The sequence below is a fragment of the Deltaproteobacteria bacterium genome (assembly GCA_016930875.1).
Taxonomy (GTDB): Bacteria; Desulfobacterota; Desulfobacteria; order Desulfobacterales.
This window is the reverse complement of the sequence record JAFGFW010000069.1, coordinates 1-14,895: the sequence shown is the minus strand read 5'-3', so window position 1 is coordinate 14,895 and position 14,895 is coordinate 1. Positions and strand designations below refer to the sequence as shown.

The window sequence follows — 14,895 nt, the reverse complement described above, 5'->3', positions numbered from 1 at the left end:
CTTGCCATGATCTATATGACCAATCGTGCCTACATTCAAATGCGGCTTCACCCGCTCAAACTTCTTCTTGGCCATCTCCTTGCCTCCCTGGTTCTGGTCTCTTGTTTGGCGCTTAGCGCCACAAGATCGACAAAAGGTTGTCGATGCTTATAAGGTATTGTTTATATTAATGATGATTAAATCCGAAATTCGAATATCGTGCTGTCTTCAAGGCCTCAGCCGCAAATTCGAAACAAGTTTCAAATTTTCAAAATTCAAATGACCGAAACAAGACTCCTGTCACATTGTTTTGAACATTCGGATTTCGATATTCGGATTTAAAATTTATCGGTTTTGTTTTCAACTGCCCCGAAGGGGCCACCTCTTCCAAGTGCCGTGTTGGACGAGCCGTAGTCTCTTAGTTGCGAAATCCGTATGGAGCCCACGACCGGGATTGAACCGGTGAACCTCTTCCTTACCAAGGAAGCGCTCTACCTACTGAGCTACGTGGGCCTGACGCAAAATCGCGAACCGATTTCATGGTGGAGCGGGAAACGGGGCTCGAACCCGCGACCCTCAGCTTGGAAGGCTGATGCTCTAGCCAACTGAGCTATTCCCGCGTTTTTATCGGTTCGTCACAGTATTGCCATGTCTTGGCGGAAAACGAATTCTGTCCTAATCGATTGAGATTATTAGTCCTCGACAAAAACACAGTAAGAAGGATGCAGAGTGTGCATGTAGTCCACACGATGCCGTCACAAACACCCGGCTATCTCCTACACACAACTTACCATGGGTGGTGGAGGGGGGAGGATTTGAACCTCCGAAGGCATCGCCGACAGATTTACAGTCTGTTCCCTTTGGCCGCTCGGGAACCCCTCCATGCATATCCTCTTTGACGTCATTGGAGCCAGCGGAGGGACTCGAACCCCCGACCGACTGATTACAAATCAGCAGCTCTACCAGCTGAGCTACGCTGGCTCGCTCGAAGGCACGAAAATCCAAGATCGCCACAACACATGGACGATCCATCTCTCAAGATAAAAGTATCCTCATATTCGTTAGCATAGCCTAAAACCACTTTATTTAATACTATCTGATTCCAATAGCAACTTCAATAAAGACCGAATATTGTTTCTTCGTGAAAATCTACGTCTCTTGGAGCAAAATAACTTCTTTTTGATCAAAAATGCTTTCAATATCTCTCATGTTCTTACTGATGCAATATTTTCCGGCCTGTCTTTCAGTGCATAGTTGACGACATTTCCTCATTCTGCTAATGGAGGAAAAACTGCTCAATTGATTTGATTCCCGGCTTCGCCAAAAATTTGAATCCAGCAAATGTGTTATTTCTAAAATTCTCTATCTTATTAAGAGGTTTCAATGGATTTCACAATCTCAATGGAACAAAAAATTCTAAGGGAATCGGTACGCAATTTTGCTGAAAAGGAGATTCGGCCAATGGCCAGGCAGCTGGATGAGACCGAAACCTTTTCCTATGAGATCACCAAGGCCATGGGAGAACTAGGGCTTTTCGGTATTTTCGTATCCGAGCAATACGGTGGCCAAGAACTTGACTATCTTTCTTATGCAATTGCAGTCGAAGAACTTGCCCGTGTTGATGCCTCCCAAGCGGCAACAGTGGCAGCGGCAAACTCCCTTGGCGTCGGCCCCATCTACTATTTTGGCGACGAAGAGCAGAAAACAAAGTATCTTCCGAAGCTTTGCACCGGTGAGATGCTATGGAGTTTTGGCCTTACGGAGCCAGACGCCGGATCCGATGCCGGAGCCTGTCGGACCCATGCGGTCCTGGACGGCGACTCGTGGGTCATCAACGGAAGCAAGATTTTTATCACAAACGCTTCCACAGACATCTCCGGAGGGATTACGGTTATGGCTACTACCGGCAAACGAGATGACGGTCGCCCCGAGCTAAGCTGTTTTCTCGTGGAATCGGGCACGCCCGGGTACACAGCGCAGACAATGCACAACAAAATGATGTGGCGAGCCTCAAATACCAGCATCCCTTATTTTGAAGACTGCCGGATACCCAAAAAAAACCTCCTCGGAGAACGCGGCAAGGGCTTTCATCAAATGCTTGCAACCCTTGACGGCGGACGCCTCAGTATCGGCGCCATGGGCCTAGGCGGTGCCCAAGGCTGTTATGATCTGGCTCGAAAATATGCCAAAGAACGAAATCAGTTCGGCAGGCCCATCTCCACCTTCCAAGCCAATGCCTTTAAGTTGGCCGATATGGCCATGGAAATCGAGTGTGCCAGACTGCTGCTATACAAAGCGTGCTGCCTCAAAGACCAAAGCCAGCCATTCACCAAACAGGCTGCCATGGCAAAACTCCACTGTTCTGAAGTGATGGGCCGCGCGGCCAATCACGCAGTCCAACTTCACGGCGGCTATGGTCTCATGAAGGAATATGACGTTGAACGCTTTTACAGGGATCAAAAACTCCTGGAAATTGGCGAAGGCACCTCGGAAATCCTGCGTATCGTCATCGCAAGGCTCATAGGCGCCTACTAACATTATAGTATTCAAGAAAAACCTTTTGGGTTATGATTAATGTTATTCGTTATATGTTATGAGGTTGCGGTGCTCGTTTCGTGTATGGGCTCTCGGTTGAGTTATTCCTTATCCGCATCCGCAAACGTCCCACCTATGCCGATACGAGTTCGGCAACCGTCTGGCTCAACCAACGCGCTGAAAAGATACTCGAAATGACATATGTTTATTAAGCCAAGAGCATTTTCTCAAAGTCCATAATAGCTGTCAGCCAGTTGGTCTACTCGAAAATCTTCTTGAAGTCCCGGATGCTCCTTTTCACCTCGTCCAATTCAGATGTGGGCAAAGCGTTAGACGGGGGCGAAGCAACCTCCTCGTACGCGCTTTTGAGATAAGTCACGTCGAACAACTGCTCAGGGACCTCAGCGTTAATCTCATAAGTTTCCAACACATGCATCCTGACAAGCGCGCCATTTTCATGAATCAGGATCCTGCCGGGATAACTCATGTGTTTGTCTAACTGCCTGTAGTCTGTGTACTCGACTTCTTTCAGCGGTGTATCTTCGCCGCCGCTAAGAATGAACCTGATCGGCCTGAAGGAGCTTTTGTCAATCCACACTTGAGGAACTGTTTCATCAGGATACTTGGCCCCGATGACATAGGCAATCTTGTCTTTGAACCTTCCAAGGCTCACAAGATCAACATTAATGCCCAATTGGGAAAGGTCCTCAACCAGAAGATCTGTTTCCTTGTAAAGCATCAGGTCTTTGAAGTGATCAAACTGGCTTTCCGGCTCCGCAATGATCTTGCCGTCAACGACGGTCAGCGCCCCATTTATATTGACTACCCGAATTTGCTCCACCCCGGCCGAACTTACCTCAGACCTGAACCGATCCGGATACCGGTAATAGAGGGTTTCATCGAGTTCTTGCATCCCCCCCTCCAGACCAGGATCATAAAGAACGGTCTTTTGAAACACCACAAGCGTGCGACCAGGACCAAACTGGTCGATCATAAAGGTCAAGATCTGCCTGCCGGGAAGAACGTAGGCGCCGGCAGCCGTTGCCAACCCGAAATGAATTAAAACACAAAGCACGCCTTGGATATAACGCTTCATTATGGCCGTCGTATAGCAGAACCCAAAAGGCTTTTCAATCGAATTGTATGGATCAAGAAATTATTGCTCAAGTCACAAGCGCTTTCTGCCGAAATGATGCATGTACTTGGGGGAAAGCTGCATGAAGACCACCCGTGAGCCTCGTCTCATAACTGCTGGAACAGGTTTCATTATCTGGCTCATTTTTATGGCCCCCGCCCAATATGCCCGTGCCTTTGACTTCAAGGATGTCGCCTCCATCGGCGCTGCCTACACAATGCATCTCTTTCTTCATGAGATGGGCCATCAGGTAATAGCTGATGAGGTGGGGGCTGAGTCTCCCAAAATGAGCTTCTTCACCAGAAGTGGCGGCACCTTCTATCCGGGGCTTTCTACCTATAAGAACATCCCGGAAAAATCAAAATTGCCGTATGCAGTGGGCGGTGAACGCATGGCAGGCTTCACGTTTGACTACGCCCTGAAATCTTATCGTCAAAAGCCAACCACATATAACAAAGCCCTGATGTTTTTCAGTTGTGCGGATTTTCTCGCGTACACACTGCTTTCAAATTATGTGAATCCCGACGAAGACATGTACGATCCGTATCTCATCCGCGAAGAAACCGGTTGCAGCAAGGGAGTGCTCTTGTCGCTGGTTATGGCAAAATCACTCATAAACACTTACAGGGTCCTGAACCCTGATGCCAATTTCGCCCCCGTGATCTGGGTGGACAAAAGCAGCGCCGCCCTCCTGCTACGATTTCCATTTTGAAGTGCAAGTTGTGATCAGATCCTGGATGAGGGAGTAAGCTTGGCCGATAGTTGACCATGGATCTGATGTCGCGACAAAGCAGCCACCGCCGTCATCACCACCGGAAGCCCCAAGGGTTGTGGCATGTGCTTCGTTGGAGTAGTCGGAGTTGTCACTGCTGTTGTATGCTCTCACGCGGTAGTAGTACGCGGTAGATGCACTTAAACCCGTGTTGCTGTAAGTCGCAACATTTGCATTAACAACAGCTATTTCTGCGTAAGTTCCGCCTGATCCCGTCTTTTGTTCGATGTTGTAGCCTGATTCCGCAAAGGAATTATCCGTCCAGGAGAGATCAACCCGGCTGCTGGAGGCTGCTGTGGCTGACAGACCGCTTGGTGCGGGTAGAAGGGTCGTGGCTTCATCCTCATTAGAATCAGTGGAATTGCCGGCTGCGTTGAAGGCGCAGACGCGATAGTAATAAGTCGTTCCGTCATTCAGTCCAGTATCTGTATAAGATTCGGCGTTGGCTGCAACCGTGGCGATGTGACTGTGCGGCCCTCCTGATACTGTGGCTCTCTTGATCTTGAAGCCGGATTCGTCATCCGCATTATCTGTCCAGTTGAGACTAGTCTGACTGGTGGACACAGCCCCGACCCCAAGGCCACTCGGCGCATCAGGAACGCTCCCCGGATTAATGCTGTTATTGGCATTGATCCTGCCCGCCATTAGGACCTTTCCGCTCAGGGCTGTTTTGACATCTACACCGTTTAGAATACGGTTCTTGACCTGACTGTATGTAAAAGCGCCGTTTTCTGCCAAGATCAGGGCAGCGAGGCCCGAAACATGGGGTGTGGCCATGGATGTTCCGTCCAAAAGCTGATATTCGTTGTCCGCCTTTGTACTGTATATATCTACACCAGGTGCGGTAACATCCACGGAAGTCGCTCCATAATTGGAAAAACCTGCCAGAGCATCATTCTGATCTGTAGCTGCTACGGCGACGATGTTGGCCACGTCGTAGCTCGCCGGGTATTGCTCTTGTCCAGCCATATCATTGTCCCACCCTGGCGCAACATTATCGTCGCCACCGTTTCCTGCTGCTGCCACAAAAAGCACCCCGGCATCCCTGGCTCTTTCTATTGCATCATATTCTGCTTCTGAATAGTCATCACCACTAAAGCTTGCATTTATGATCTTTGCTCCATTAGCTATGGCAAAATCTATGGCCTCAATCTCGTTTGCAACTGAGCCGGTCCCGTTAACACCCAAGATTTTAAGCGGCATGATAGACACCGACCAGTTCACACCGGTGATACCTTTCTCGTTGTTACCTTTGGCCCCAATTGTCCCGGAAACGTGTGTGCCGTGATAGCTTGAATCGTTATCATCATCAGGGTTATTGTCATTTTCATTCACAAAATCCCAGCCTCTGATATCGTCTATGTAGCCGTTTTCATCATCGTCATTTTTGAGATCGTTCGTATAACCCAGGTCTCCAGGTTCCCTTCCTTGGAAGTCCTCATCTACCAAACCGTCTCCGTCGTCATCTACCCCTTGAACTCCAGGAAATCCATCCCCATTGGCATCACCGATTCCTTCGTCGGAATTTATCCACATGTTATCAGTCAAATCTTCATGGTCCCAATCTGCCCCTGTGTCAAGAACTGCCACGACCACATCACTGCTTCCTTTCTGCGTGTCCCAGGCCCCCGGGGCGTCAATGTCGGCATCTGGGGTACCGCTGCTGCCACTTACTACCTGCCCCGTATTGTGTAACCCCCATAATTCGTCAAAAAAGGTGTCATCCGGCGTGGCCGTGGCGTGGCGATAGTAATTGGGTTCCGCATATTCCACATCCGGATCATCCTGGTATATCTCCATGGCCTCCTCTACGGTCATTCCTTTGGGAAGCTTTACGTGCTCCGCGCCGACAGCCTGATAAGTTTTCAGCGTGGAAACACCCCATCGGCCTCGAAAATATTCTGAGGCGGCAGCGCGAAGGCGAGGTTTGTACTTTACGAGGAGTTCGCCGGCAACATATCTGCGTGTTTGCCCTGTTTGTGTCCTACTGCCTGGAACAGCCCATTCAGGGGACACAAAAAAGTAGATGAAGGAGGCGATTACCCAGATCGCTAGTGTCTCGTAACGAAAATTCATATACTTATAACCTAGGAAATTGCTTCGCTTCGCCTTCCGGGGCCTAGGCCCCTACGGGCCGGTGGCTCGCAATGACAGTATGGCGGTGTTATTGTCATTGCGAGACGTCCCCAATGAAGTGAGGGAACAGCCGAAGCAATCTCATCGGGCAATGTTGTAGCAAGAATCTCTAACTCGGTGAAAATTAAGCGCATCAGCTCTCTCATTGTCCGTATCATACCTATTGAATTCTTCTCACGTAATTGGGTTCTGCGTATTCAACCGCTTTGAAATCCTGCAGGCGTCTTGTGATCTCCTCAAGTGAGGAACCCTCTTCAACCTCCATGAGGTACAAATTTGGCCGTGAGACTACCCGAATGATTTTAAGGTGCAACTCCCTTTGAATTGCCTCGATAGTCTGCTGCCCCGTACCTTCCTTAAATTTTACAATAACTTGTCCGGGAATACACCCTCTGGTCTCCATCCTGGAAGAGCCCGGTTCCCGATCTTGAGCACCGCGAACGTCAGTTGCTTCAACAGATCCTGCGGCATGCTGTTCCGGTTGTGTGGTGTACCCCGAACAGCAGACCGTAAGAAAAAAAACAATGTTCCAGCAAGTGATGCCTACATACTTCATGCTTCTTCTGTGAAGATCCTCACTCCCTTTTCCTGCGTAGTGGCCGTTGATGGTTGTACCGCCGGACAAGGATTCATTGCCCGAAACACTTTACAACAATCATATGCAAACATCATGCAAAACCAGGTGGTTGAAGAGTTTGCGTATAATTTTCAAGAAGTTAGGCCCAAATAGGCGCAAGAACAGACCTGGAACATTGGGCACTTATGGTTAACTATTGGGAAAAGAAAAACCACTTTGCAGGAGTACCGTTGACTTCCTATGAGTTCATCACTGCGGGAACCTTTTTTCGAGCGGTGGACTCATTTCTTAAGAAAAAGATACACAGCCAGGCCCAAGAGGATGAAAGAAAAGATCTTTTTGAAATTGGCTGTTGAAATACCCTCCACCAGGCGCGCGCCGATTTGAGCGCCTATGATGCCACCGATGCCCAGCAAGAGACCGGCCTTATAGTCAACGTTTGCCAGTTTGTTGTGGGCCACAAGGGCAGAGATGGAAATCACGAGAATGGCGAGAAAAGATGTCCCCACTGCCTTCTGGGCCGAATATCCCAGGAAAAGCAGAATGGGCACCATCAAAAAGCCCCCGCCCAGTCCGGAGAAAGCAGCGCCAATTCCCACTCCTACACCACACACAGCAAACAGCCACATATGTCCACCCATGGCCACCCCCCTTTTCAGTCTTAATGCCTTTCGTCCTTTCGTGTGTTGCGCCATGCGACTCTGGAAGAGGCGCGGTAGTCTTTGACAAGAACGGATTCCTATTTCTCCTGCTTCTCCTTGGCAAAGTCCCTTGCCCTTTCAGCCAACCCCCTGAGACGATCATCGACCAGCCGGAAAAGCGTTCCTTTTGTGTACGCACCGTCTTTCCGCCTTTTACCTGCTCTCATCCCTGTCAGGATCTCAACGCCTTCTTCAATGGTCTTGATGGGATATATGTGAAACTTGCCTTTTTTGACCGCTTCCACGACTTCTTTCTTTAGCATGAGATCTTTGACACTCTTTTTGGGCATGATGACGCCTTGTTTTCCGGTCAGGCCCTTGTGGTTACAGATGTCAAAAAATCCTTCTATCTTGCGTGTAACACCGCCTACGGGCTGTATTTCTCCTTTCTGACTAACGGAACCGGTCGCGGCAATGCCTTGAGCAATAGGCACATCTGCAATAGCAGAAAGCAGGGCAAACAACTCCGTGGCCGATGCGCTGTCGCCGTCGACCATGCCATAGGTTTGCTCAAAACAGAGGCTTGCTGTGAGCGTCAAGGGCCTGTCCTGGGCAAAGCGCTCCCGCAGGTAACTGCTCAGGATAATAACACCTTTGGTGTGGAGCTTCCCGCTCAACCGTGACTCTCGATCGATGGTGATGACACCTTCTTTTCCCATGGAGACATTAGCGGTGACCCGGCCAGGCTTTCCAAATACATGGTCACCGGTCTGCAGGATGCTCAGGCCGTTGACCTGGCCCACCTTGCAGCCGTCTGTCTCAACCCACAAGATGTCTTTCTTTATCAGATCCTGCACCCGCTCTTCCACCAGGTTTGCCCGGTACTTCTTTTTCTCGATGGCCTTTTCCACGTGGGTAGTATTGATATGCTCCGCCTTCTCCTGAGCGGCCCAGTAATTGGCCTCCTTGATAATGTCTCCGATGGCGCCAAGCCTGAGGGTCACCTTGTCTTTGTTGCCGGCCACTTCCAGGCTGTATTCAATGAGTCGGCCGATTCCAGTCCGATCCAAATGCTTGAGGCTTTCTTCTTCGCAAAACCTTGCCATGCACTCAATGCATTGGCCGACGCTCGTTTTGTTCCGATCCGTCTGGTCGTCCAGGTGGGCCTTGATCTTAAACATCTGCTTGAAGCGATCATCGTAAATGTAGAGGAGTTCATATAGATACGGATCACCAGTAACCACGAGCTTAACGTCAAGGGGTATGGGCTCGGGCTTTAAGGTCTTGGTGGTCATAAACCCATACATCTCACTCACATCTTCAATCTTCACTTCCTTGGTCCTTACAGCCCGCTTAAGGGCCTCCCAGGCAAAGTACCATTTCAGGATTTCCGTAGACTTCAACACCAAATATCCCCCGTTGGCTTCGTGCAGGGCGCCGGGTTTGATCATTGTAAAGTCAGTGACCAGGGCGCCAAAAACAGCCTCCTTTTCTACCCTTCCAAAAAGGGCCGGATAGGTCGGGTTTGAAGTGTAGACAACAGGGGCGCCCGTGGTTTCAGAGTTGTCAATCAATACGTTCACACTGTATTTGTTTATGGCAGGGGACCAGGCCATCCCTGGCACAGGCACCTGGACAGATTTTTCCTCCGAGCCCTTACGAAAATCCCCTATGTGCTCGACAATGTCTTTTTTTACCCTCTCAAGATATTCAAGGACCTGAACATGGTTCTTGAATCTCACAAAGGCGCCCTGCATCCCTTTTCCCACAATCGACAGCGCAACATCTTCATCCAACTTCTTGCGGCGTTCAAGGTAGTCAGCCTCAAGCTTGCCGATCTCGGTCATGGACTGATTCATCTCCACCGACAGTTGGTCGCCCCTGTTTCGCAAGGCTTTTTTTTCCTCGGCAGAGAACTTGGCCAATTCCTCCGGAGGGATAATTTTGCCGTTCTTGCCTGGTATGATGGAGACCCCTTGAGAATCCAGTTGCAGCAGAAAGCCTTTGGCCTCCACCTTGTCCCTTAAGGCGTCAACAACTTTGCGGCGTTTATTCTCAAATTCCTTGCTGAGAACCTGTTCCTTGTACCGGTACTCATCAGCGGCAAAAGCTGTCGGGACATCGCTTTTTAAGACCCCGACAAGATCATCCATGGCCTTCTTGAGCTTTTTTCCTCGACCGCTGGCCAGTCTCAACCCCTTCGGTTTGTCCGGTTCTTTGAAGTTGTATACATAACACCAGTCAGGTGGTGGTGGCTTTTTCCGGGCGACTTCTTCTAAAAAAGCCCTGGCAATGTACGTGGCGCCTGTGTCGGTGCTTCCCGCCACGTAGATATTGTACTCAGGATCATTCATGCCAATGCCGAACTTTAAGGCCTCGATGGCCCGATGCTGGCCCACCACGCCGCGGCCGGCAGGACAAAGCTCGGCCGTTGAATCAAATTTGAGGCTTTTGGGATCAATGTGAAGCCGGAGGTTTTTTGCCGGCACTTCCTTAAACTTTCTGGCCATGTGAGGCTCCTTTTCCGGCAATCTGTTGGTATAGGGAGACGTATTTTCGGGCTGATTCTTCCCAGGAAAAGTCCGCGTTCATGCCATTTTTGACCACCTTCCTCCAGGTTCTCCTGTCATGATAGGCATTCAGGGCTGCCTTAATCTGATCCAAAAAGGCCATTGCGTCGTATTCGGTAAACTTAAACCCGGTTCCCTCTCCTGACTTGGGATCAAACTGGCAGATCGTATCATCAAGGCCTCCCGTGGCCCGGACAATGGGCATTGTTCCGTACTTCAAAGCGTAGATCTGCGTTAGCCCGCACGGCTCATAGCGAGAAGGCACCAGGAGCATGTCAGAGCCCGCCATGATGCGGTGCGCAAGTGGATCATCAAACCCTATCCTGACCGCCATCCTTCTATGATGCTCTTGCGCCAGTGCGTCCAGTGGCTGCTGATACTTTTTCTCGCCTGCAGCAAGTATCACCAGTCCTGCATCCATGCCGATCACATCTTCTGCGACCTCCAGCAGCAGATCATAGCCTTTCTGCACGGTAAGGCGGGAGATCACCGCAAGCACCGGCCGATCAAGGATGCGCTCATCAAGGCCCATCTCATGAACAAGGGCAGCCTTGCAGGCCCCTTTGCCTTTCATGTTGCCGACGCTGTAATGAACGCTGATATGCATATCCATGGCAGGGTCCCATGCGCTGTAGTCTACTCCGTTTAAGATACCATAGAGGTCAACGGATCTGTTTCGAAGTATCCCGTCCATGCCCATACCGAATTCAGACGTCTGGATTTCCCGACTGTATCTGGGGCTGACAGCAGTTATTGCATTTGTATATGCAATACCTGCCTTCAAGAGGCTTATCTTTCCCCAGTATTCAACTCCTTCGGCATGGAACTCACTGGGGGGAAGGCCGCAGGCGGAAAGACTGTCAGCAGGAAAGAGCCCCTGATAACCCACGTTGTGAATCGTAAAAACTGAAGCGGCTTGAGAGAAAAAAGGATCTGTCCGACAGATGGTTTTCAGATATGCTGGGATCAGTCCGGTTTGCCAATCGTGACAATGAGCCACATCGAAACAAAACCCGGACTCTTTTGCAAAAACCAGGGCAGCGCGGCTGAAATAGGCAAACCGTTCCAGGTTGTCAGGATAATCGCCATCCTGATTTCCGTACAAGTTGGCCCTGTCAAAAAGATCTTCCCTGTCGAAGAAATAGACAAGGATCCCCTCACTTGTCCTTGTCTCCAGCACATCGCATGGAAGTGTCTTGTCCCCTAATGGGACTTCAAGTCCCTGAAGAACCTTTTTTATGGAGAAGTTGCCTTCCTTTACCGTCCGATAAAGCGGAAGCCCGACCCTCACATCAATGCCCAGCCTTCTGACGGCGCTTGGCAACGAGCCTGCCACATCGGCCAGGCCACCGGTTTTGGCAAATGGAGCAACTTCGGGCGCAAGAAACCAGACTTTCAGAGACTCATCCATGTGATGATCCAGGCATTATGCATTGTCCCTTTCCACAGCCACCAGCAGATCTTCATAGATATCTGGCACAGAGTAGATGACCCGGTTCCACGACGGAATCTGCGTGCCATCCTTTTCTTCCATTGCCTGGTCCCAGGCAGTGGAGAGAAAATCTCTGAAGTATCGGACGGTGAGTTCTTCCTGGTGCCTGTCATATACCAGGTCGTTCGACTCGGCATCGTCGCTGTAACTTTTCACAAAGCTCAAGGCCGTGTTGTAATAGGTATGCTGAACCATGTCGATAAAAGCGTTATCAACGGGCATTCCGTGTGATCGCATGTAGTTCAAATAGAATTTAGCGATGTCCACGACCATACGATGGAGGCCATGGCTGGCATCCTCTTCGGAAAGCGCCTGGTGTTTGTGCTCGTAGTTTTTGCAAAGGTCGATCTGGGCAATCTTCTTTGGCGTCAGACGATTATAGACTTCAGATAGAGTACTCACCTCAAGGCCCCAGTCGTAGGCCAAGTTTATGGCCCGCGCAAGGCGGGTCAGAAAGCTGAACTCCCCAGCCAGCGGATAACGAAAGGTACGATGATAACGAAAAAACTGTTCCAGCACGGCATGGCGGCGATCATCCATGATGCTGACAAGAGATTCGACAAAAGGGGCCACGAAAAGCCGCATGGTTCTTCCCTTCATCTCCATCTCGGTGGGTGAAATGCGGGCATAATAGCCTTTACAAAACTCAAAGTCGTTGTTGGGGTTGGCCGTGGGTTCAATGAGACGGCCGAGAAGCAGACGATCGTAGGTGACGATGTCGCAGTCGTGCAAGGCAATCACATCAGAGACTTCGCTGGCAAATAGATATCCCAGGGTAATCCACACGGACTGACCTTTTCCAGGCACTCCAACGGGGATCTTTTGTTCCTGCAGTTTCTTAAAGATCTTACCGATTCTAGGCCCGTCCACCCAGACTACCTTTACCTCGCGATCGTCCTTTTTGAGTCTGTAGAAGTACTCTTTGGCTTGTCTGAACTCGGCTTTTTCTTTGGCCCCCCCCAGCGCCACCACCACGGAACACAAGTAATTCACCTGGTTGATCTGATCGATGATGTTATCCAGGACCTTGGGCATATGTATTTCATCGAAAAGGGAGGGCAGAAGAAGGCTGATGCACATGTGTCTGGAAAATCTCTCTAATTTCCTTTCCAGTCGGGCCAGTTGCTGTTCAGGGTCAAAAAGATCGTAAAACCCGTGAATGGTGGTAATAGAACCTTCCTGATGAAATTCACTCATGGCAATGCTCCCGCGAGAACTAGGCCCGGATAAACCGGAATTGAAGGATTGCAAATTGGGGAATTTAGACCGGAATTGTGGTTGAGTGCTTGAGTAGTTAAGTGGTTAAATTCAGAGGCATAGTTGTTGTTAGCAAAAGAATTGGACCTTCGCCGCTTTGGTATTTGTAACTCATTGAAATTAAGGCAAAAATATTTCAACTCAACCACTCATTGACTATCTCTGTACTAAAGGACTAAAGATCACTCCGGAAGCACAAAGTAAAAGTCGTTCCCGTACTGTATCGCCTCGTAGCCTGCGACGCCACCGTGTATCTCGACTGCATTTTTCATGAACGTGAGTCCGTGTCCGGTTCCGGGTCTCTTTGAACTGCCAACCCCCCGATACCCCTCATCGAAAATCTTCTCGCGTTCCTCCAAAAGGATATGTGGCCCCGTGCTGAACACGTTATACCTAACCCCGTCCTTGCCCGGTCCGAAATAGTCCCGAAGCGCCTTTCTTCCGTAAGCTATGTATTTTTTTGCCTCGCCCTTGTCAGCAATTACCTCTTGCGTATATTTAAGTGCATTGGAGAAGAGGTTCCCGTAGACTTGGGCCATCAACCCAACATCAACAACTGATAGAGCCTCCTCGTCAGGTGTCCCGCTGTATTCATCGTATATTGCTATTCCCTTTTCGGCAAACCGGCTGAACAATCGCTCCAACTGCGGCGCTATGACCGTCTTTTTCATGTTGCAGGCCTTGGTGTGCAGCGTGAGGCGGCCTTCGTCGAAATGGCTCTTGCGCAACAAAGTTTCAAGAAAAAGGCTTGTACTTTCATAGTGCTTTTCAATATTGCCGAACTCTTCTGTGAGGCCGTTGTTTACTTCTGTTAACTCCGCCAAAAGCGGTTCTACCTCTGCTCGCTTGACCTGTGATTCAGGCATAGATGAGAGCTTTCTGAGAAGCTCTTCAATCTCTCTATTTTTCAAGATCTTGCCCCTTAAACGCCTCAGGAAGAGCTTGTAGACCATATTGGGGACGATCACATTGTGTTCAATATCAGCAACAAGGCCTTTTATGAACCTCACGTGTTCAACATTCTTCCGGAGAAGAAAACGCATATGCATACTGAAACCAATACGATTGGCATATTTTTCAAAAAAGAATCCCTGGTGCCGATCCAGACCCTTGCAAGGATACACCTCCAATATTCCAATGACATTATTTTCCGTCTTGAAGGGAAGTTGTCCCATCAACTGTTCATTCCCGCGAATAGGTAGCACCATAGAACAATTCGTACAGTAAGGGCGCTCAGCCGCTTTGATCTCACGCGGGGGAGGAGCCCCGAAATCCTCTTGGCTCCCCTCAGCGCTTGCAACAAGGGCCAGGCGATTTTCGTTTGGATCAATGACATAGAGCCGGGCATTCAGCTCAAAGAAAGACCTGGGTATGGCCACTGACACCTGGTATACATCCTCAATGCTCTCAAACTCCTGAGCCAGATCAAAAAAGGTCTTCAGGGCATTACTCTCAACGCGAGTAAAGCCGTACTTCGTGTAGTCAGTCTTCTTTTCATCGAGCCTTTTCTTAATATGCTCTGAAATCGCCATCGGTTGCAATGCCTAACCCGGATGAACCGGAATTGAGGAAGATGATGGAGGAATTCAGGAACCTGCCTCGCCGGCAGGCGGGTTGGTGGGATTTCATCCAATCCTTCAATCCCTCAATTTGTCCATATAGCTCATAACGCCCCAAAATGTCAAATGAAACCGACAGGTTCTCCTTAAGGAGTCTAAGGGCTCGCTCAAAAATAACTTCACATTTTGATGCGCCGACCTGCCTGCCGGCAGGCAGGTCCATCCCGCCTGGCTGCGTTGCT

The 14,895-nt window shown here is 49.7% G+C and carries 11 protein-coding genes and 4 tRNA genes; 2 read left to right on the top strand and 13 right to left on the bottom strand.

Features of this window, described 5'->3' with window-relative positions:
* Positions 1–415 precede the first annotated feature (415 nt).
* From JW883_06965 to JW883_06950, 4 genes are all read right to left on the bottom strand, one after another.
* Positions 416–492 (bottom strand) — tRNA-Thr (locus tag JW883_06965).
* Positions 493–522: 30 nt separating this feature from the next.
* Positions 523–599: transfer RNA gene (locus tag JW883_06960), tRNA-Gly, on the bottom strand.
* Between the two features lie 177 nt (positions 600–776).
* Positions 777–861, bottom strand: a tRNA-Tyr gene (locus tag JW883_06955).
* A gap of 23 nt (positions 862–884) precedes the next feature.
* Positions 885–960, bottom strand: a tRNA-Thr gene (locus JW883_06950).
* Positions 961–1,362: 402 nt separating this feature from the next.
* Here JW883_06950 and JW883_06945 point away from each other — a divergent pair.
* Positions 1,363–2,514, top strand: coding sequence for an acyl-CoA dehydrogenase family protein (locus tag JW883_06945; protein ID MBN1842003.1), 1,152 nt, complete (start codon positions 1,363–1,365; stop codon positions 2,512–2,514).
* A 259-nt stretch (positions 2,515–2,773) separates the two neighbouring features.
* Here the strand turns inward: JW883_06945 and JW883_06940 are convergent, their stop codons facing one another.
* Positions 2,774–3,610: a hypothetical protein gene (locus JW883_06940; GenBank protein ID MBN1842002.1), complete on the bottom strand. Its 837-nt coding sequence runs from the start codon at positions 3,608–3,610 to the stop codon at positions 2,774–2,776.
* 121 nt (positions 3,611–3,731) lie between these two features.
* On the opposite strand from JW883_06940, the gene JW883_06935 reads away from it, so the two are divergent.
* Complete coding sequence (locus tag JW883_06935; protein MBN1842001.1) at positions 3,732–4,361, top strand: hypothetical protein; 630 nt, start codon at positions 3,732–3,734, stop codon at positions 4,359–4,361.
* Here JW883_06935 and JW883_06930 read toward each other — a convergent pair.
* The 8 genes from JW883_06930 to JW883_06895 form a co-directional block, all read right to left on the bottom strand.
* On the bottom strand, positions 4,344–6,497 hold the full coding sequence (locus JW883_06930) for a S8 family serine peptidase (protein ID MBN1842000.1): 2,154 nt from the start codon (positions 6,495–6,497) through the stop codon (positions 4,344–4,346). The two genes, JW883_06935 and JW883_06930, sit on opposite strands and share 18 nt — an antisense overlap.
* A gap of 220 nt (positions 6,498–6,717) precedes the next feature.
* Positions 6,718–7,113 carry a hypothetical protein gene (locus tag JW883_06925; GenBank protein ID MBN1841999.1) on the bottom strand — a complete coding sequence of 132 codons (396 nt, stop codon included), beginning with the start codon at positions 7,111–7,113 and terminating at the stop codon, positions 6,718–6,720.
* 302 nt (positions 7,114–7,415) lie between these two features.
* Positions 7,416–7,775, bottom strand: coding sequence for a sulfite exporter TauE/SafE family protein (locus JW883_06920; protein MBN1841998.1), 360 nt, complete (start codon positions 7,773–7,775; stop codon positions 7,416–7,418).
* A gap of 98 nt (positions 7,776–7,873) precedes the next feature.
* Positions 7,874–10,285 carry an AAA family ATPase gene (locus tag JW883_06915; GenBank protein MBN1841997.1) on the bottom strand — a complete coding sequence of 804 codons (2,412 nt, stop codon included), beginning with the start codon at positions 10,283–10,285 and terminating at the stop codon, positions 7,874–7,876.
* On the bottom strand, positions 10,269–11,756 hold the full coding sequence (gene glgA / locus JW883_06910) for a glycogen synthase GlgA (GenBank protein ID MBN1841996.1): 1,488 nt from the start codon (positions 11,754–11,756) through the stop codon (positions 10,269–10,271). Before glgA ends, JW883_06915 begins: the two co-directional genes overlap by 17 nt.
* Before the next feature lie 15 nt (positions 11,757–11,771).
* The gene (locus JW883_06905; protein ID MBN1841995.1) at positions 11,772–13,034 is read right to left on the bottom strand and encodes a glycosyl transferase; all 1,263 of its coding nucleotides are present in this window, start codon (positions 13,032–13,034) and stop codon (positions 11,772–11,774) included.
* Between the two features lie 242 nt (positions 13,035–13,276).
* Positions 13,277–14,626, bottom strand: coding sequence for a sensor histidine kinase (locus tag JW883_06900; GenBank protein MBN1841994.1), 1,350 nt, complete (start codon positions 14,624–14,626; stop codon positions 13,277–13,279).
* A partial coding sequence (locus JW883_06895; GenBank protein MBN1841993.1) for a hypothetical protein occupies positions 14,604–14,895 on the bottom strand: 292 nt, incomplete at its 5' end. The genes JW883_06900 and JW883_06895, both read right to left, overlap by 23 nt.

What these genes read in the sequence shown, in the direction of transcription:
- JW883_06920 (MBN1841998.1), bottom strand. Translation starts at nt 7,775, where the DNA reads ATGGGTGGACATATGTGGCTGTTTGCTGTGTGTGGTGTAGGAGTGGGA.
- JW883_06945 (MBN1842003.1), top strand. Translation starts at nt 1,363, where the DNA reads ATGGATTTCACAATCTCAATGGAACAAAAAATTCTAAGGGAATCGGTA.
- JW883_06930 (MBN1842000.1), bottom strand. Translation starts at nt 6,497, where the DNA reads ATGAATTTTCGTTACGAGACACTAGCGATCTGGGTAATCGCCTCCTTC.
- JW883_06935 (MBN1842001.1), top strand. Translation starts at nt 3,732, where the DNA reads ATGAAGACCACCCGTGAGCCTCGTCTCATAACTGCTGGAACAGGTTTC.
- JW883_06940 (MBN1842002.1), bottom strand. Translation starts at nt 3,610, where the DNA reads ATGAAGCGTTATATCCAAGGCGTGCTTTGTGTTTTAATTCATTTCGGG.
- JW883_06915 (MBN1841997.1), bottom strand. Translation starts at nt 10,285, where the DNA reads ATGGCCAGAAAGTTTAAGGAAGTGCCGGCAAAAAACCTCCGGCTTCAC.
- glgA (MBN1841996.1), bottom strand. Translation starts at nt 11,756, where the DNA reads ATGGATGAGTCTCTGAAAGTCTGGTTTCTTGCGCCCGAAGTTGCTCCA.
- JW883_06900 (MBN1841994.1), bottom strand. Translation starts at nt 14,626, where the DNA reads ATGGCGATTTCAGAGCATATTAAGAAAAGGCTCGATGAAAAGAAGACT.
- JW883_06925 (MBN1841999.1), bottom strand. Translation starts at nt 7,113, where the DNA reads ATGAAGTATGTAGGCATCACTTGCTGGAACATTGTTTTTTTTCTTACG.
- JW883_06905 (MBN1841995.1), bottom strand. Translation starts at nt 13,034, where the DNA reads ATGAGTGAATTTCATCAGGAAGGTTCTATTACCACCATTCACGGGTTT.